The following is a 16,577-nucleotide window of genomic DNA, read 5'->3' on the forward strand; positions in this document are numbered from 1 at the left end:
TGGGCCCGGTCTTGTCCGGGCAGTATTGAGTTCGCCCATGCCCAGTTCTCCCTCGCCCGTGCTTGATGAAATCCGCTCCGTGCCGCAGCGCGGCTCGCGGGGTGCCAGCGCCAAGTCCATGCCCGTGCCGCCACCGGCCCTGGCGATTCGCATTCCGGTGCGGCTGGCGGGCCTGATCTTGCTGGGCCTCGTGGCGATCTGCCTGGCGGCGCTGGCCTCCTGGTCGGTCGATGATCCGAGCTTTTCCTATGCCACCGCCAAGGTGCCGGCCAACTGGCTGGGCTTTCCCGGCGCGGTGATCGCCGATGCGCTGTTCCAGGTCTTTGGCCTCGCCGCGCTGGCCTTGCTGGTGCCCCCGGCGCTCTGGGGCTGGTCCTTCGCCCGTCGCCGCATGCCCACCCATATGGGCCTGCGCTTCCTGGCCTGGATCGGCGCAACCCTGCTTGGCGCCGGCGTGCTGTCCTTTGTCGCCATGCCGGCCAGCTGGCCGCTGCCCACCGGTCTCGGCGGGCTGATCGGCAACGGCTTTACGGGCCTCGCCGCCATGGTCACCGGCGAACAGCCCCAGGCCGTCACGGCTGTGCTCTTTGCCATCATTATCGCCATTCCGGCCATGGCCGCCTTCTGGATCGCCATGGGTCTCGGCCAGAGCGAGCCCACCGGGCCGCAGAAGAAGGCCTCGGCCGCTGCCGGCCGCAAAGGCGTTGCCGCCCCGGCGGAAGAGGATGAGCCCGAGACCAATCCGATCGTCGATATCGCGCTCGGCGCCATGGTGCATCTGGGCTATTCGCTGCGCACCGCCTTCCGCCGCGCCCGCGCCAGCCATGCCGAACGCCGCGCTGCCGACGCCGCCTCCTGGCGCGATGATGATGTCGAGCCCAGCCTTGATGGCAAAGGGGCGCCCGACAGCCGCCGCGAGCCTTCGCTGGCCCCTGTGACGCGCCGCATCCATGCCCCGGCCGAGCCCGAATTCGACGCGGCGCCCGAGATCTCGCCGCGCATCAATGCCCGGCCTAGCTATGACGATACCGAGCTCGATTATCCCGACGAGGCCGATGACGTGCCCTTCGTGCCCGATCTGCCGGTCGCGCCGGCTAATCACCGGCAGCAGGGCGATTCGCGCTTCCATCCGGTCGATCCGGCCAAGCCGCGCGTTGCCGCGCCGGCGCCCCGCCCGGCTCCCGGCCAGCGCATGATGCGCGAGGCCCAGGCCAGCTTCCTCGACGAGCCCGGCGGCTTCGAGCTGCCGCCGCTGAGCCTGCTGTCCGAGCCCAAGCATCTGGGCCCCTCGCCCGAGCATGCGCCCGAGCGGCTGGAAGAAATGGCCCGCCAGCTTGAAGGCGTGCTGGAAGATTTCGGCGTCAAGGGCGACATCATCAATGTCCGCCCCGGCCCGGTCGTCACCCTGTTCGAACTCGAACCCGCGCCAGGCATCAAGTCGAGCCGCGTCATCTCGCTGGCCGACGACATTGCCCGCTCGATGAGCGCCATCTCGGCCCGCGTCGCCGTGGTGCCCGGCCGCAATGCCATCGGCATCGAACTGCCCAACCAGAACCGCGAAACCGTCTATTTCCGCGAAATGCTGGCCTCTTCCGACTTCGAGAAGATGAAGGGCAAGCTCCCCATCTGCCTCGGCAAGACCATCGGCGGCGAGCCCGTCATCGCCGACCTGGCGCGCATGCCCCATCTGCTGATCGCCGGCACCACCGGCTCGGGCAAGTCGGTGGGTATCAACACCTTCATCCTCAGCCTGCTCTACCAGATGACACCCGAGCAGTGCCGCATGATCATGATCGACCCCAAGATGCTCGAACTGAGCATCTATGACGGCATCCCCCATCTGCTGACCCCGGTCGTCACCGACCCGCAAAAGGCGGTCGTGGCGCTCAAATGGGCCGTGCGCGAGATGGAAGATCGCTATCGCAAGATGAGCAAGATCGGCGTCCGCAATATCGACGGCTTCAACCAGCGCGTCACCGAATCCAAGGCCAAGGGCGAAGTCATCACCCGTACGGTGCAGACCGGCTTTGACCGCGAAACCGGCGAAGCCATCTTCGAGAGCGAGGAATTCGATCTCGAGCCCTTGCCCTATATCGTGGTCATCGTCGACGAAATGGCCGACCTGATGATGGTGGCGGGCAAGGATATCGAAGGCGCCATCCAGCGCCTGGCGCAGATGGCCCGTGCCGCTGGCATCCACATCATCACCGCCACCCAGCGCCCCTCGGTCGACGTCATCACCGGCACGATCAAGGCCAACTTCCCCACCCGCATCTCCTTCATGGTGACCTCCAAGATCGACTCGCGCACCATTCTGGGCGAGCAGGGCGCCGAGCAGCTGCTGGGCAATGGCGACATGCTCTACATGGCCTCGGGCGGCCGCACCAAGCGCCTGCACGGCCCCTTCGTGGCCGACAGCGAAGTCGAAGCCGTGGTCAGGCATCTCAAGAGCCAGGGCGCGCCCGACTATCTCGACTCCATCACCGAGGAAGAAGACGAGGGCGGCGAATATGGTGGCGATGCCGCTGGCAGCGACGACTATGCCGGCTCGGGCGACGAGCTCTATGACAAGGCCGTCCATATCGTCCTGAGCGACAAGAAGGCCTCCACCTCCTATGTGCAGCGGCGCCTCGCCATCGGCTACAACAAGGCCGCCACGCTGATCGAGCGCATGGAGCGCGAGGGCGTCATTTCGCAGGCCAACCATGCGGGCAAGCGCGAAATCCTCGTGGGCAGCGACTAGCCGGCGGCCGATGCGCCGGCATCCATCCAACCGCCTGACGACATCCCCGCGAAAGCGGGGATTGTTGTTTGCGGCCCCTTGCCGCAGCGGTCGCGCGGCCGCGACGGAACCACCTGTTGCCGCAATTGCTTTCTAGGTTAGCTTCAACAACGACCACCACCCGGGATCGATATCCATGATTCGTCGCGATGCCCTGCTGCTCGGCCTTTCCGCCGCCTTCGCCCTCAGCGTTCCCGCCTGGGCGCTGGACCGCGCGCTGACGCCCGAGGAACAGCAACTGATCAACGATATCGGCGCGCATAATTCCGCGATCCGCAGCATGGTCGGCCGGTTCCTGCAGATCGATACCAATGGCGGGCGCACCGAGGGGACCTTCTTCCTCGAGCGCCCCGACAAGATCGCCTTCCGCTATGCCCCGCCCAGCCGCGAGGAAATCGTCTCGATCGGCCGCGGTTTCTACGTGCTCAACCGGCGCGACGAGACCTACTACGCCTATCCGCAGGACTCGATCCCGTTGCGCCAGTTCCTGGGCGACGAGGTCAACCTGCTCAATGCCAATGTGGTCGATGTCACCAATTCGGATGGCTACATGGCCATCACCGTGATCGACGAGACCATTGCCGGCACCGTCCAGGTCTCGCTGATCTTCGATACCGACAGCAAGGAACTGGCGCAGTGGAGCCTGGTCGAGCCGAGCGGGGCCGAGCTGACCTTCTCGCTCTATGACGTGGAAAAGGGCGTGGACATTCCGCGCGCCTTCTTCTCCATCCCGGCCAACTACAAGCCGCTCGAGCAGTAAGGCGTCTGCCTCTCCCTCGGGGGGAGAGGCGATCGCCTAGCGCCCCAGGGCGTAGATTGCGATCAGCCCCGCCGCGCCCACCACGATCCGCCACCAGGCGAAGGGGGCGAAGCCGTATCTGCTGACAAAGCCGAGCAGGTAGCGCACCACAAGGGCACCCACCACGAAAGCGGCGGCAAAGCCGACCGCCACATTGAGCGCGATGGACGTGTCGATCAGCTCGCGGCTCTTGTAGAGGTCATAGCCAAAGGCGCCGACCATGATCGGCAGGGCGATGAAGAAGGTGAACTCCGCTGCGGCGCGCTTGGAGGCGCCGAACAGCATGCCGGCCACCACGGTCGAGCCCGAGCGCGACACGCCGGGCACCAGGCTCAGCATCTGGAACAGGCCGATGATCAGCGCCAGATGCCAGGGAAACTGGTAGATGTCGTCATATTTCGGCTGCAGCGGCAGCCGGTCGATGATCAGCAGGATGATGCCGCCGATCAGCAGCGTCCAGCAGATCAGCACCGCCGATTCCCAGAGGTCGCCCTGGATGAAATCGCGGAGCAGCACGCCCGCAACCACGGCGGGCAGGCAGGCCAGCACCACGGCCAGCGCGAACTTCCAGGCATGCGCCTTGCCGAGCAGCGCATCGCGGATCAGCAGGCCCAGTTTGGCGAAATAGACGGTGACGATCGCCAGGATCGCCCCCAGCTGGATCAGCACGATAAAGGTGGGCGGCTGGGTGAGGCCGAAGAAATGGCCGGCCAGCAGCAGATGTCCGGTGGAACTGACGGGTAGGAATTCGGTAAGCCCTTCGAGAATTCCAAGGATCAGCGGCACAAAAAGACCTTGATCGGCGTTCATTTGATCCCCTAATTCAGTCCAGCGGGCCTATGGTGTCGGCAAGCTCTAGCGCGGTTCGCAGCAAGCGCCAAGCGACAGCCCCGCAGCGCCCTCAAAAAGAGACGAGCGTCAAAAATGCCGAGCCTGATCCATCATCCACTCGACCCGTCCTCGCGCCTTATCCGCCTGATGTGCGCCGAATATGGCGTGCCGCTGGACATGGAGGAGATCAAGCCCTGGCTGCGCGATGCGCAACTGCTCGAGATCAATCCTGCCGCTACCCTGCCCATCCTGATCGGCGAGAGCGACCAGCCCATCGTGGGGATCCTCGCCACCATCCATACGATAGAGGATCTCTATACGCCGAGCGCCGTCGCGGGCCTCATCCCTGCCGAGCCGGGCCAGCGCGCCGAAATGTGGCGCCTGCTCGAATGGGTCATCGTCAAGCTCAATGACGAGGTGACCCGCTATGTGCTCGAGGAAAAGATCGTCAAGCGCGACCAGCGCGGCGCCACGCCCGATCCGGCCGTGCTGCGCGTGGCCAAGGCCAACCTCAACGAGCACATGCTCTATTTCAACTGGCTCTTCGCCACCCGCTCCTGGCTCGGCGGCGATGCGCTGACGCTGGCCGATTTCGCCCTGGCGGCGCATCTGTCCGTGCTCGACTATCTGGGCGATATCGACTGGGGCAAGGCCGGGGAAACGCGCGACTGGTATTCCCGCATCAAGTCGCGCCCGGCCTTCCGGACCCTGCTCAACGACCGCGTCGTCGGCATGCCACCGCAAAAGGGCTATGCGGATCTGGATTTCTGAGCTGCCGCTCGGCGGGGTAATGAGGGCTCATTGAACGCAGTACCGACATTGCCAGCCCAAACCCTTGTCGCCGAGCTGCGCGCCCGTGCCACGGCGCTCGGCTTTGACAGTTTCGGCATTGCGGCCGCCAATGCGCGGCCGGACCTGCCGGCCAAGCTCGACGCGGCTTTGGCCGCCGGCTGGCATGGCGACATGGACTGGATGGCCGAGACTGCCGAGCGGCGCGGCAGCCCCAATGGCATGTGGCCCGAGGCGAAATCGGTGATCCTGCTGGGCATCAATTACGGCCCCGAGACCGATCCGCTGGCCATTCTGGGCGAGAAATCGCTCGGCTCGATCTCGGTCTATGCGCGCAACCGCGATTATCACGAGATCATCAAGGGCAAGCTCAAGGAAATCGCCGGCCTGTTGGCACGAAGAACGGCGGCCGAGGTCAAGGTCTTCGTCGATACCGCGCCGCTGATGGAAAAGCCCCTGGCCGAGGCGGCGGGGCTGGGCTGGCAGGGCAAGCATACCGTGCTGGTCAGCCGGGAATTCGGCTCATGGCTGTTCCTGGGCGCCATCCTGACGTCTGCCGAGCTGCCCGCGGACGCGCCGCATGCGGAAAGCTGCGGCTCCTGTACCAGATGCCTCGATATCTGCCCCACCAATGCCTTTCCCGCCCCCTTCCAGCTCGAGGCACGGCGGTGCCTTGCCTACCTCACGGTCGAGCACAAGGGCCCCATTCCAGTGGAGTTTCGGGCGCCCATGGGCAATCGCATCTATGGCTGCGACGATTGCCTCGCCGTCTGCCCATGGAACAAATTCGCCTCGATCAGCCGCGAGGCGCGGCTGCGGGCCCGGCCCGAGCTGGAGCGGCCGGCTTTGGCCGAGCTGGTGCAGCTCGATGACGCGCGCTTCCGGGCCCTGTTTGCCGGCTCGCCGATCAAGCGGATCGGGCTGGCCCGCTTCCTGCGCAACGCGCTGATCGCCATTGGCAATTCGGACGATGCAACGCTGATCCCGCTGGTCGAGGCAAGGCTCGATGCCGGTGATGCCCTGGTGCGCGGCGCAGCGGTCTGGGCTTTGCGGCGACTGGCGCCGGCGCGGGCGGCTGAACTCAGCCTTGCCTATCGCGCCCGGGAAAGCGATAGCTCGGTCATGGGTGAATGGACCGGGGATATTGCATGAACGCCTTCTTTTTCGGCCTGGGTTTCTCATCCACCGCTGCCGCGATGGCAATGCGCGCATCGGGCCAATATGCCGCTATCGGCGGCACCGTGCGCAGCGCCGAAAAGGCACAGCTGCTGCGCGCCAGGGGCCTTTCGGGCCATGTCTTTGACGGTACGGCGCCCGGCCTGACCCTGTCGCCCGACCTGCGGAAATCAAGCCATGTGATCTTCTCCATCGCCCCGGGCGAGGACGGGGATCCGGCGCTGTTGCACCACCGGGCCGATCTCGACGCAGCGGAGCACCTTGAATGGCTCTGCTACTATTCCACCATCGGGGTCTATGGGGATTTCGGCGGCGCCTGGATCGATGAATCGGCGCCCCTCGTGCCGCGCAATGCCCGCAGCGACCGGCGCGTCGTGGCCGAGCAGGCCTGGCGCGATTATGCCGCCGGGCGCGGCGTCAGGCTGACCATCCTGCGGCTGGCCGGCATCTATGGTCCCGGCCGCTCGACCTTCGACAAGCTGGCCGACGGCACGTCGCGGCGGGTGGTCAAGCCCGGCCAGGTGTTCAACCGCATCCATGTCGACGATATCGCGCGCGTCACCGCACTGGCTGCAGCGGCGCGTCTCGACGGCACCTTCAACCTGGCCGACGACGAGCCGGCGCCACCCCAGGAGGTGATCGTCCATGCCGCCGGCATGATGGGCGTGGAGCCGCCGCCGGAAATCGCCTTCGAGACGGCGGAGATGACGCCGATGCAACGCAGTTTCTATACCGACAACAAACGTGTCTCCAATGCCGCCATCAAAGAGGCGCTGGGGATCGAACTGCTCTACCCCACCTATCGGGAAGGGCTGGCCCAGACTTTCGAGACGAGACAATGAGCGCACCAAAGCCTGCCAAATCCGCCCCCGAGCGCATCGTTCTGGAGGGTCGCTTCGTGCGGCTCGAACCATTGGACGGCAAGCATGCGAAGGACATCTTTGAGATATCGACCATGCCCGGTGGCGCGGAGCGCTATCGCTGGCTGTTCAGCACGGCGCCCGAAACGCTTGCAGAGGTCGAAGCACGCATTGCCGCCACCACCTGGGGCGAAGACCGCTATGTCGCCGTCGTCGACCAGGCGAGCGGCAAGGCGGTGGGGCAGCAGGGTTGGATGCGCATCCGGCCCGCGCATGGCTCGATCGAAATCGGCGGCGTCTATTGGGGCCTGCCCATGGCGCGCACGCCCCTGGCCACCGAGGCGCTCTATCTCTTCGCCCGTCACGTCTTCGACGATCTGGGCTACCGGCGCTTCGAATGGAAGTGCAACAACCGCAACGAGCCGTCCAAGGCGGCGGCGCGCCGCTTCGGCTTCCAGTATGAGGGCCTGTTCCGGCAGGACATGATCATCAAGGGCGAGAGCCGGGATACCGCCTGGTTTTCAATGATCGACAGCGAATGGCCCGCCCTGCGAGCGGAATATGAGCGCTGGCTGAGCCCGGACAATTTCGATGCCGACGGGGTGCAAAAGAGCAGGCTGGCGACGCGAGGTTAGGACGAAGCCGACCTCTCCCCCAGATGGAGAGGTGAAGAATCAACCAGCCGCATTACCGCATCTCTCAGCCGCTGCAGGTCCTCGTCCCGGCTCATGCGGTGGTCGCCGTCGGGGATCAGTGTCAGCGTCACCGGGTCATGCAGGATGTGGGTCACCAGCTTGATGGCATGGGCCTGCGGTACGTCCTCGTCCCTGCCGCCCTGCAATATCGTGATCGGACAGCCGGTTTCGATGACGCCGCCGAACAGCAGATGCTGCTTGCCGTCTTCGATCAGCGCCCGCGTGATGCGATAGGGCGTCTCGGAATATTCGCTCGGCTGGTCGATAAAGCCCAGATTCTGCAGCGATTCATGTTCCTGCGGGGTGAAGCCGGGGAGCATGAGCTCATGCGTCATGTCGGCGGCCGGCGCGATCAGCACCATGCCATGGGCGGGCGTGCCGCGGGCCAGCAGCTTCCGCGCAAGCAGCAGGGCCAGCCAGCCCCCCATCGAGGAGCCGACGATGATCTGGGCGCCCTGCGTCAGCGCAAGGACGGCCTCGGCCTCTTCAAGCCAGCGGCTGATCGTCCCCAGGTCAAAGTCCCCGCCGGACAGGCCGTGGCCGGAATAGTCGAAGCGGGTGACCGCCAGGCCCGTCTCTGCGCCCAGCGCATCCAGTGCCATGGCCTTGCTGCCCGCCATGTCCGATCGAAACCCGCCCAGCCAGAAGATCCCGGGCGCCTTGCCGGCGCGCTGTGCCACGGCAATGTCGCGCGCTGCCGCGCCCTCGCCAACAGGGATGCGGAAAGTCTTTGGAGGTGATATGGACATGGCAGTCTCTCAAAAGGCGGAAACGAGTCGTTGGCCACGCCAGCCCGGGATTGGCGACCGTGGCGTTTCAAAGGCGCAACTGGCCGGAATTTCTGGCAGTTTGGCAGTTGACTTATGGTCCGCGTAACACGATTTTATGCCCGCTTTCACCACCCGGCTCAATAACACAAGGATCCTTTGCCATTCGCCGTCCAATGAGACCAGTCGCGCCCCAGAAAGATGGGCCGCTCTCGAACGAAGATATCACCAGCGCCGATGTTCAACTCATCGATGCTGAAGGCGAAAATCGCGGGATCGTCAACACCCGTGAAGCGCTTGCCGAAGCGCAGGAACAGGGTCTCGACCTCGTCCTGATCTCTCCCAACGCTGTGCCGCCGGTCGCCAAGATGCTCGACCTCGGCCGCTTCAAATACGCCGCGCAGAAAAAAGCTGCCGAGGCGCGCAAGAAGCAGAAGGTGATCGAGGTCAAGGAAGTCCAGCTGCGTCCCAATATCGACACGCATGACTACGAGACCAAGATGAAGGCCGTGCAGCGCTTCCTCGACGAGGGCGACCGCGTCAAGGTGACCATGCGCTTCCGTGGCCGCGAAATGGCGCACCAGGAACTCGGCATGCAGCTGCTGATCAAGGTCCGCGAGCAGATGGATGCCATCGCCAAGGTGGAAAGCCAGCCCCGCTCGGAAGGCCGCCAGATGGTCATGGTCCTGGCGCCCAAATAAGGGTCTGCCGGAACGGAATTGGAAAAGGGCAGGTCCGCTGGACCTGCCCTTTCTTTTTTTGAAGCGGGTGAAGCTTACGCCGCCAGCTTGATCCAGTTGGGGGCAATCCCCGTGCCCTGGCCGAGGCCATAGCCGAAGCGGATATTGAGCATGCCCAGCGGCTCCAGCAGGCGGGCCGCGTCGATGCCGCCGGTCTTCTCGACGGCAAAGCCGGCCAGTACTGCCAGCTCGACAACTGCGGCCACGGCAGCCTCGTCATTGCCGGCGATGAAAGCCGGAACGGCGGCGGTCTGGGCGGCCGGGAGGTCAAAGAGACCGGCAAAGATGGTGTTGAACGCCTTGACCACCTTGGCATCGGGAGCTGCGGCCTGCAGCTGTTCGGCGGCCGACGTGGTGTGGCCGATGGCCAGGCCCGAGAAATCGGCCTTTACCGGGTTGGAGATGTCGACGACGATCTTGCTCTTGAGTGCAGGATTGCCCGCGGCTTCCAGCGCGGCCTCGAAGGGCAGCGCCAGCACGACAATGTCGGCTCCGGCAATGGCAGAGGCCTGGTCGAGGACCACTGCGCCCGCAGGCAGGGTGGCGGCGAAAGCAGTGGCGGCAGCATGATCGCGCGACGCCAGGACGAGGTCGGTCTTGCCGGCAAGACGCTTGGCTAGCCCCTTGCCCATATTGCCCAGGCCGATGATTGCGATGGTGGTCATGTGACGTCTCCCGTGGGGTTTAAGTTCGATGACCCAAAGATGGACCACCTCAATTGCAAAGAAAATTGCATGGATGGTGCAATCAGAATTGCGTATTGTTATCGAATGGCTGAATTGGAAGAACTCAGGACCTTCATTGCCGCGGCCCGCATAGGCAGTTTCGCCAAGGCGGGGCGCCAGCTCAACCTGTCGCCGGCCATGGTGGGTCGGCGCATTCAGGCGCTGGAACAGCGCTACGGCGCCAAGCTGATCGAGCGCACCACGCGCAACCAGCGGCTGACCGAGACGGGGCAGGCCTTCTTGGCTCGTGCCGAAGCGGTGATCGAGGCGACCGCCGCGCTGGACGAGATTTCGGCGGCGGGGACGCTCACCGGGCGCCTGCGCGTCAGCGCCCCGACGACGCTTGGCATACGCCGGCTGCCCGCAATCATCGCGCAGTTCACCGAGGCCCATCCTGCAATCGTCTTCGAGATGAGCCTCGCCAATCGCCGGGTGGATCTCGTGGCCGAGGGCTATGACCTTGCGGTGCGCGTGGGGGACTTACCCAGTTCCAGTCTCGTCGCGCGGCGCCTCGGCACCTATGGCTTTGTCTGCTGCGCCGCGCCGGCCTTCATCGCGCGGCACGGTGCGCCACAGCACCCGACCGATCTGACGCGCTGTCGCTGCATCCTCAATCTCAACCTCGTGCCGCGCAATCGCTGGAGCTTCCTCGATGCAGGCGGCACGGCAGTGACTGTTGAGGTCATGGGCGGCGTCGAGATCGACAGCGACGAGGCGCAGCGCATGCTGGCCATCGATGGCGCTGGGGTGGTCTATCTGCCGCTCGACCTGGTGCAGGACGATATCGAGGCCGGGCGTCTGGTGCCGATCTTGCAGGGCTGGCGCCTGCCCACCATGCCCATCCATACGCTCCACCCCTCGCGCGATCTCGTACCACGCCGGGTAACCGCCTTCATCGCTGCCCTGGTGGAGGAGTTTCGCGACGCTAGTTGAGCGCCGCGTCCACCTCGGCCGCCATGGGAATGGCGGGCTGGGCACCCGGCTTGAGGCAGGCAAGGCTTCCCGCGGCGGCGGCGCGGCGGAGCGCCGCTTCCAGACCATAGCCGGCGTCGAGCCCGGCGGCGAGATAGCCGCAAAAGGTGTCGCCGGCCCCGACCGTGTCGACCGGTCTGACCTTGATTGCCGGCACGGCGATGGGGCCATCGGGCGTGCGGGCGCGGGCGCCCTCGGCGCCGAGCGTGACCACCACGGAGCGGCCGGTGCGGTTGACCCAGTCCTGCATGGCCGCGTCGAGCTGGTCGATGGGGCGGCCGCTGAGCAGGGAAAACTCGGTCTCATTGGCGACCACGATATCGGCCAGCGGCGCCAGCTTTGCGGTGTCTGGAAGGAAGGGGGCCGTGTTCAGGATGCTGCGCGCACCCTTCTCGCGGGCGATTTCCAGCGCCCGGCGGGTGGCCGCCTGCGGCACTTCCTGCTGCACCAGCAGCGTATCGCCTTCGGTGAGCCCGGCCAGCGCTGCTTCGGCATCGTCGGCCGTCACCTTGCCATTGGCCCCGGGCAGGATGGCGATGACATTTTCCCCCTGGGCGTCGACGAAGATCATGGCAATGCCGGTCGCGCCATCGACGACCTTGAGCGCCGAGAGGTCCACCCCATCGGCCTTGAGCAGGGCCAGGGCCAGGTCGGCAAAGGCGTCGTTGCCCACGGCCGAGACATGCCGGACCTGCGCGCCGGCGCGGCGCGCGGCCAGCGCCTGGTTGGCGCCCTTGCCGCCGGCGGCCATGGAGAACGTGCCGCCCGCCACCGTCTCGCCCGGCTTGGGCAGGCGACTGACAGTGCCGATCTGGTCGAGATTGGTCGAGCCGAAGACGGTGATCACGTGAGAACCTTCTCTATGGTGTTCCAGTTGCGCATCGTGTCGAGCACGGGCTTGTCCAGCCGCCCATAGAGCGGCTTGAGCACATCCTCGACGCCCTCGGTATAGCGGCCATTGGGCTGGCGGTAACCGGCGATATAGATGTCGCGCGGGTCGATGCGCAGGATTTCGGTATGGCCGGGCCGGTCCTCGACCTGCAGGCCGGCCGGCAGTGCATGCTCGAACATCAGCACATGCCTTGTGACATCGGCCTTGGGATCGAGACTGGCAAAGGGGTGCCCTGCCAGCATGGCCCTGATCTCGTCTTCCGAGCGCAGCACCACGCCCACCGCAAAGCCGAAGCGGTCGGCCATGAGCTTTTCCAGCCGCGCCTTGAGCACCGCGGCGCTACCCTCGGCAGAAAACCGCACATTGCCGCTGGCCAGCACCGTCTTGACCTCGGCAAAGCCATCGGCTTCGAGACAGGCCCTGAGCTCGGCCATCTTCATCTGCCGCTTGCCCAGATTGATGCCGCGCAGAAAGGCGAGCCACACGCCCATCAGGCCTTCACCTTCTGCGGATGGAGGGTTTCGCCTTTTTCGAGCATAGCGACGAAGCCGGCAATCTTGCGGGCGCGGGCGGAAGGCGTCTTGAGATTGATGACGCGGAAGATCAGCGCGAAGCGATTCTGCGCCGAGAGGGTGCGATAGAATTCCATCGCCCCGGGGCTGGCCTCGATGGCGGCCAGCAGGTCCGCCGGCGGATCCATGGTCGTCCGGTAGGAGGCGTCCCAGCGGCCATCGGCCTTGGCCAGCTCGACATGTTTGAGACCATGCGCGGTCATTCTGCCTTCCTCGACGAGGCGGGCGACATTGGCCTTGTTGATATCGCTCCAGGCACTCTTCCTGCCCCGGTGCGTGTAGCGCTGCACGAAGGACACATCGTCCCAGCTCTTGCGGATGGCGTCGATCCAGCCCCAGCACAGCACCACGTCGATCGCCTCGGCCGCCGAAATGGTCGGCCGGCCGCTGCCCTTCTTGAAGATGCGGATCCACACTTCGTCATCGCTGGCATGATGGGCCGCCAGCCAGTCGTAGAAGGCTTGGCCATCGGCAAATTCGCGAACCTTGTCGGGGTCGACGACAACCGGCGCCATGCTAGTCCCCGGTCTTGGCCAGGATGGCTTCGAGCCGCGGATCGAGCAGCTCGGCGGGCGGCAGCTGGATGCCGAACTGGCCGGACAGCACCTCGCGCAGCTGCGCCACGCTGGTGAGCACCATGACTCCCGGGGGCTGGCCCTCGGCATGGATGGTCAGGCGAGTGTCGCGCAGCGCCAGCCGCCGGCCCGCTGGCGAGAGCGCGACGCGCAGCTCCTGCCGGAAGGCCGATGCCGGGTCGGTGGAGAGAAAGAGGTTGGATGCGGCATAGTCCGCGTCGGTCTTCTCGGCCATTTCGAAGGCGTAGAGCGCCTTCCAGTCGTCGCCGATCTTCGCTTCCAGCCGCCATTCCGGATCGCCCCCGGTGAGGCGGAACGGGCCATGCGGCGTTGCCTGCTCGGCATCGGCCTTGAGGCGCAACGGCGCCGTCAGGGTCATGCCGCCAAAGCCGACATCGGCAATATAGGTGACCCCGTTGATATCGACGGCCAGCAGCATGTGATGGGGCGTCGGGTCGGTGGCTTCGGGATTGTTCCACAGCACCCGCGCGGCGAGGCCCCGCACGCTGAAATCCAGCTCGCGCAGCACCGCCATCAGCAGCAGGTTGTGCTCGTAGCAATAGCCGCCGCGCTTTTCGGTCAGCAGCTTCTTCTCAATGCTTGGCAGCTCGAGCTCGACCGGCAGGCCGAGCAGCGGATTGAGGTTTTCAAAGGGGATCGCTGCAGGATGCAGCGCGTGGATCGTCTCGAGTGTCGCCAAGGTCGGGGCGATGGATCCGGCAAAGCCGATTCGGTCGAAATAGGCTTTGAGATTGACCTTTTGGCTCATTGGCCACCCTTGCCGTTATTGCCGTTCGGCCGGCAATATGGGCGATCAGCGGGACGCTGTCACCGTCACGCTTGGCGATTTTCCTGCATGCAGGGGGGTGGACAACGGCTCGTTTGACAAGATTGCGGCCCCGCCAGAGCCGCGAATCCGCCCGTCAGGCCTGGGCCTTGCGCACGCGGATGACCACGTCGACATGGCTGACCATCATGCCCTTTGGCGCCTCGGGCAGGGCCGCAAATTCCACCGACGAGGCGGGGATGTCGATCATCCGCTGCTCGTCTTCCACGTAGAAGTGATGGTGGTCCGACGTGTCGGTATCGAAATAGGACCGCGAGGCATCCACGGCCACTTCGCGCAGCAGGCCCGCTTCATGGAACTGGTGCAGCGTATTGTAGATGGTCGCGAGCGAGACATTGACCCGGGCTTCGCTGGCCTCGCCATGCAGTTGCTCGGCGCTGACATGGCGATGCGGGCCGCCGAACAGCAGTTCGGCCAGAGCGACGCGCTGACGGGTCGGGCGGAGACCGGCCATGCGCAGGACAGCGGTAAGGCACGGCTTGCGCGACGGGTGCGACCGGACGGTCTGGGAACGATCAGTCATAGGGTCCTTGAGCAGCAAAGGGCCGGAAATTGCTGACTTCCTTATAACTATCGCAGAAAATTCACACAAGCGGCACGGGCGCCGCAGCCGCGCCTTTGCCCCTCTTGGTCAACAGGGCCTGACTTGACCCTCTCGACGCGCGCCTATACGAGACCAAACCACAAGGTTAACCGGGGTATCAGGCATGGCCGAACGGCAAAACGCATTTGGGTATGAAGAGCTGCTGGCCCATGGTCGCGGCGAACTGCCCGGCCAGGGCGATGCCCGCCTGCCGGCACCCCCCATGCTGATGTTCGATCGCATCACCCATATCGACGAGACCGGTGGCGTCCATGGCAAGGGCCAGGTGCGCGCCGAGCTCGACGTCAATCCGGACCTGTGGTTCTTCAAGTGCCATTTCATCGGCGATCCGGTCATGCCCGGTTGCCTGGGCCTCGACGCCATCTGGCAGATGACCGGCTTCTTCCTCAGCTGGATCGGCCAGCCCGGCCGTGGCCGCGCCCTGGGTGGCGAAATCAAGTTCACCGGCCAGGTGACGGACGACGTCAAGCTGGTCGAATACGGCATCGACCTCAAGCGCGTGATGAAGGGCCGTCTGACCCTCGGCATCGCCGACGGCTGGGTCAAGGCTGACGGCAAGGTGATCTACGAAGCCAAGGACCTGCGCGTTGGCCTGTTTACCGACAGCCAGATGATGGCACAGAAAAGCGCCTGACCGCCTTATCTTGGGCCCAACGATTCCATAACTGAGAGGCGTCAGCCGCAATGGCGCCCGAAACCGACTGAAGCGAGGATGTTGATGAGACGAGTTGTCGTAACCGGCATGGGTATCATTTCCTCGATCGGCAATTCGCTCGATGAGGTCACCGAGAGCCTGCGCAATGCCAGGCCGGGCATTGTCGCCGCGCCGGACTATGCCGAGCTGGGTTTCCGCAGCCAGGTCAAGGGCGATCCGGGCCTCGACCCCTTCGAAATCCTCGACCGCCGCGTCACCCGCTTCATGGGCAAGGGCGCGGCCTGGAACTACCTCGCCATGCAGCAGGCCATTGCCGATGCCGGGCTCGAGGAAAAGGACATTTCCAACCCCATGACGGGCATCGTCATGGGCTCGGGCGGCGCCTCGACCCGTACCATTGTCGAAGCCGCCGACATCACCCGCAAGAATACCAGCCCCAAGCGCATCGGGCCGCTGGCCGTGCCCAAGGCCATGGGCTCCACTGCCTCGGCCACTTTGGCCACGCCCTTCGGCATCAAGGGCATCAACTATACCATCACCGCGGCCTGCGCGACGTCCAAGCACTGCATCGGCAATGCCATGGAACAGATCATCATGGGCAAGCAGGACATCGTCTTTGCCGGCGGCCATGAGGATCTCGACTGGACCCTCTCGGACCTGTTCGACGCCATGGGCGCCATGAGCTCCGACTTCAACGACACCCCGGCCAAGGCCAGCCGCTGCTATGACGCCGCGCGTGACGGCTTCGTCATCTCGGGCGGCGCCGGCGTGCTGGTGCTGGAAGAATACGAACATGCCAAGGCGCGTGGCGCCAGGATCTGGGCCGAGCTGATCGGCTATGGCGCGACCTCGGATGGGCTCGACATGGTTGCCCCCTCGGGCGAAGGCGCCGAGCGCTGCATGCGCATGGCGCTCAAGAACGTGCCGCAGAAGATCGACTACATCAACCCGCACGCCACCTCGACCCCGGTGGGCGACCTGCGCGAGATCGAGGCGATCCGCGCCCTCTTCGGCAACGAGGACAAGTGCCCGCCCATCTCGGCCACCAAGTCGCTGACCGGCCACAGCCAGGGCGCCACCGGCGTGCATGAATCGATCTATTCGATCCTGATGATGAAGCACCGCTTCATCGCCGAAAGCGCCAATATCGACGTGCTCGACCCCGCTTTCGAAGACATGCCGATCCTCCGCCAGCGCCGAGACAATGTCGATCTGGGCGTGGTGCTGTCCAATTCCTTCGGCTTCGGCGGCACCAATGCCGCCCTGGTCTTCAAGCATCCGGACGCTTGAGGGCGG

Annotated in this window: 18 protein-coding genes; 10 read left to right on the top strand and 8 right to left on the bottom strand. The window is 65.2% G+C overall.

Annotation, left to right across the window (positions count from 1 at the left end; all coding sequences use genetic code 11):
- Positions 1-37: 37 nt before the first annotated feature.
- A complete protein-coding gene (locus ACLI1C_RS00790; protein ID WP_411394949.1) occupies positions 38-2,743 on the top strand; it encodes a DNA translocase FtsK in 2,706 nt (901 codons plus the stop codon).
- A gap of 175 nt (positions 2,744-2,918) precedes the next feature.
- A complete protein-coding gene (locus ACLI1C_RS00795) occupies positions 2,919-3,542 on the top strand; it encodes a LolA family protein (protein WP_411394950.1) in 624 nt (207 codons plus the stop codon).
- Positions 3,543-3,578: 36 nt separating this feature from the next.
- On the opposite strand, the gene ACLI1C_RS00800 is transcribed toward ACLI1C_RS00795, so the two are convergent.
- Positions 3,579-4,391 (bottom strand): undecaprenyl-diphosphate phosphatase, encoded by an 813-nt coding sequence (locus ACLI1C_RS00800; protein ID WP_411394951.1) that lies wholly within the window; start codon positions 4,389-4,391, stop codon positions 3,579-3,581.
- Between the two features lie 114 nt (positions 4,392-4,505).
- Here ACLI1C_RS00800 and ACLI1C_RS00805 point away from each other — a divergent pair, with 114 nt between their 5' ends.
- From ACLI1C_RS00805 to ACLI1C_RS00820, 4 genes are read left to right on the top strand one after another with little or no spacing between them, the layout of a single operon-like run.
- On the top strand, positions 4,506-5,183 hold the full coding sequence (locus ACLI1C_RS00805; protein WP_411394952.1) for a glutathione S-transferase family protein: 678 nt from the start codon (positions 4,506-4,508) through the stop codon (positions 5,181-5,183).
- A 30-nt stretch (positions 5,184-5,213) separates the two neighbouring features.
- Positions 5,214-6,353 carry a tRNA epoxyqueuosine(34) reductase QueG gene (gene queG, locus ACLI1C_RS00810; RefSeq protein ID WP_411394953.1) on the top strand — a complete coding sequence of 380 codons (1,140 nt, stop codon included), beginning with the start codon at positions 5,214-5,216 and terminating at the stop codon, positions 6,351-6,353.
- The gene (locus tag ACLI1C_RS00815) at positions 6,350-7,219 is read left to right on the top strand and encodes an NAD-dependent epimerase/dehydratase family protein (RefSeq protein WP_411394954.1); all 870 of its coding nucleotides are present in this window, start codon (positions 6,350-6,352) and stop codon (positions 7,217-7,219) included. Before queG ends, ACLI1C_RS00815 begins: the two co-directional genes overlap by 4 nt.
- A complete protein-coding gene (locus ACLI1C_RS00820; RefSeq protein ID WP_411394955.1) occupies positions 7,216-7,872 on the top strand; it encodes a GNAT family N-acetyltransferase in 657 nt (218 codons plus the stop codon). Before ACLI1C_RS00815 ends, ACLI1C_RS00820 begins: the two co-directional genes overlap by 4 nt.
- On the opposite strand, the gene ACLI1C_RS00825 is transcribed toward ACLI1C_RS00820, so the two are convergent.
- Entirely contained in the window at positions 7,869-8,681 is an 813-nt protein-coding gene (locus ACLI1C_RS00825; RefSeq protein ID WP_411394956.1) for an alpha/beta hydrolase, read from the bottom strand. The genes ACLI1C_RS00820 and ACLI1C_RS00825 overlap by 4 nt on opposite strands.
- Positions 8,682-8,863: 182 nt before the next feature.
- On the opposite strand from ACLI1C_RS00825, the gene infC reads away from it, so the two are divergent.
- Positions 8,864-9,400 carry a translation initiation factor IF-3 gene (gene infC, locus ACLI1C_RS00830; RefSeq protein ID WP_411398175.1) on the top strand — a complete coding sequence of 179 codons (537 nt, stop codon included), beginning with the start codon at positions 8,864-8,866 and terminating at the stop codon, positions 9,398-9,400.
- A 74-nt stretch (positions 9,401-9,474) separates the two neighbouring features.
- Here infC and ACLI1C_RS00835 read toward each other — a convergent pair whose 3' ends face one another.
- On the bottom strand, positions 9,475-10,104 hold the full coding sequence (locus tag ACLI1C_RS00835) for an NADPH-dependent F420 reductase (protein WP_411394957.1): 630 nt from the start codon (positions 10,102-10,104) through the stop codon (positions 9,475-9,477).
- 105 nt (positions 10,105-10,209) lie between these two features.
- Between ACLI1C_RS00835 and ACLI1C_RS00840 the strand changes: the two genes are divergently transcribed.
- Entirely contained in the window at positions 10,210-11,097 is an 888-nt protein-coding gene (locus ACLI1C_RS00840) for a LysR family transcriptional regulator (RefSeq protein ID WP_411394958.1), read from the top strand.
- Here the strand turns inward: ACLI1C_RS00840 and ACLI1C_RS00845 are convergent.
- The 5 genes from ACLI1C_RS00845 to irrA all read right to left on the bottom strand — a co-directional run bounded on the left by ACLI1C_RS00845 (position 11,090) and on the right by irrA (position 14,545).
- The gene (locus ACLI1C_RS00845; protein WP_411394959.1) at positions 11,090-11,983 is read right to left on the bottom strand and encodes a ribokinase; all 894 of its coding nucleotides are present in this window, start codon (positions 11,981-11,983) and stop codon (positions 11,090-11,092) included. The genes ACLI1C_RS00840 and ACLI1C_RS00845 overlap by 8 nt on opposite strands.
- The gene (locus ACLI1C_RS00850) at positions 11,980-12,519 is read right to left on the bottom strand and encodes a DUF1697 domain-containing protein (protein ID WP_411394960.1); all 540 of its coding nucleotides are present in this window, start codon (positions 12,517-12,519) and stop codon (positions 11,980-11,982) included. Before ACLI1C_RS00850 ends, ACLI1C_RS00845 begins: the two co-directional genes overlap by 4 nt.
- A complete protein-coding gene (locus ACLI1C_RS00855) occupies positions 12,519-13,115 on the bottom strand; it encodes a YdeI/OmpD-associated family protein (RefSeq protein ID WP_411394961.1) in 597 nt (198 codons plus the stop codon). The genes ACLI1C_RS00850 and ACLI1C_RS00855 overlap by 1 nt, the downstream gene beginning before the upstream one ends.
- A gap of 1 nt (position 13,116) precedes the next feature.
- Complete coding sequence (locus tag ACLI1C_RS00860) at positions 13,117-13,944, bottom strand: arylamine N-acetyltransferase family protein (protein WP_411394962.1); 828 nt, start codon at positions 13,942-13,944, stop codon at positions 13,117-13,119.
- A 154-nt stretch (positions 13,945-14,098) separates the two neighbouring features.
- On the bottom strand, positions 14,099-14,545 hold the full coding sequence (gene irrA, locus ACLI1C_RS00865) for an iron response transcriptional regulator IrrA (protein WP_411394963.1): 447 nt from the start codon (positions 14,543-14,545) through the stop codon (positions 14,099-14,101).
- A 184-nt stretch (positions 14,546-14,729) separates the two neighbouring features.
- Here irrA and fabA point away from each other — a divergent pair, with 184 nt between their 5' ends.
- Positions 14,730-15,260, top strand: coding sequence for a 3-hydroxyacyl-[acyl-carrier-protein] dehydratase FabA (gene fabA / locus ACLI1C_RS00870; RefSeq protein WP_411394964.1), 531 nt, complete (start codon positions 14,730-14,732; stop codon positions 15,258-15,260).
- Between the two features lie 84 nt (positions 15,261-15,344).
- On the top strand, positions 15,345-16,571 hold the full coding sequence (gene fabB / locus ACLI1C_RS00875) for a beta-ketoacyl-ACP synthase I (protein ID WP_411394965.1): 1,227 nt from the start codon (positions 15,345-15,347) through the stop codon (positions 16,569-16,571).
- Positions 16,572-16,577: the final 6 nt, after the last annotated feature.

Origin of the sequence: Devosia sp. XGJD_8, from assembly GCF_046614475.1 — a bacterium.
Taxonomy (GTDB): domain Bacteria; phylum Pseudomonadota; class Alphaproteobacteria; order Rhizobiales; family Devosiaceae; genus Devosia.

What these genes read in the sequence shown, in the direction of transcription:
- ACLI1C_RS00790 (WP_411394949.1), top strand. Translation starts at nt 38, where the DNA reads ATGCCCAGTTCTCCCTCGCCCGTGCTTGATGAAATCCGCTCCGTGCCG.
- ACLI1C_RS00795 (WP_411394950.1), top strand. Translation starts at nt 2,919, where the DNA reads ATGATTCGTCGCGATGCCCTGCTGCTCGGCCTTTCCGCCGCCTTCGCC.
- ACLI1C_RS00800 (WP_411394951.1), bottom strand. Translation starts at nt 4,391, where the DNA reads ATGAACGCCGATCAAGGTCTTTTTGTGCCGCTGATCCTTGGAATTCTC.
- ACLI1C_RS00805 (WP_411394952.1), top strand. Translation starts at nt 4,506, where the DNA reads ATGCCGAGCCTGATCCATCATCCACTCGACCCGTCCTCGCGCCTTATC.
- ACLI1C_RS00815 (WP_411394954.1), top strand. Translation starts at nt 6,350, where the DNA reads ATGAACGCCTTCTTTTTCGGCCTGGGTTTCTCATCCACCGCTGCCGCG.
- ACLI1C_RS00820 (WP_411394955.1), top strand. Translation starts at nt 7,216, where the DNA reads ATGAGCGCACCAAAGCCTGCCAAATCCGCCCCCGAGCGCATCGTTCTG.
- ACLI1C_RS00825 (WP_411394956.1), bottom strand. Translation starts at nt 8,681, where the DNA reads ATGTCCATATCACCTCCAAAGACTTTCCGCATCCCTGTTGGCGAGGGC.
- ACLI1C_RS00835 (WP_411394957.1), bottom strand. Translation starts at nt 10,104, where the DNA reads ATGACCACCATCGCAATCATCGGCCTGGGCAATATGGGCAAGGGGCTA.
- ACLI1C_RS00840 (WP_411394958.1), top strand. Translation starts at nt 10,210, where the DNA reads ATGGCTGAATTGGAAGAACTCAGGACCTTCATTGCCGCGGCCCGCATA.
- ACLI1C_RS00850 (WP_411394960.1), bottom strand. Translation starts at nt 12,519, where the DNA reads ATGGGCGTGTGGCTCGCCTTTCTGCGCGGCATCAATCTGGGCAAGCGG.
- ACLI1C_RS00855 (WP_411394961.1), bottom strand. Translation starts at nt 13,115, where the DNA reads ATGGCGCCGGTTGTCGTCGACCCCGACAAGGTTCGCGAATTTGCCGAT.
- ACLI1C_RS00860 (WP_411394962.1), bottom strand. Translation starts at nt 13,944, where the DNA reads ATGAGCCAAAAGGTCAATCTCAAAGCCTATTTCGACCGAATCGGCTTT.
- irrA (WP_411394963.1), bottom strand. Translation starts at nt 14,545, where the DNA reads ATGACTGATCGTTCCCAGACCGTCCGGTCGCACCCGTCGCGCAAGCCG.
- fabA (WP_411394964.1), top strand. Translation starts at nt 14,730, where the DNA reads ATGGCCGAACGGCAAAACGCATTTGGGTATGAAGAGCTGCTGGCCCAT.
- fabB (WP_411394965.1), top strand. Translation starts at nt 15,345, where the DNA reads ATGAGACGAGTTGTCGTAACCGGCATGGGTATCATTTCCTCGATCGGC.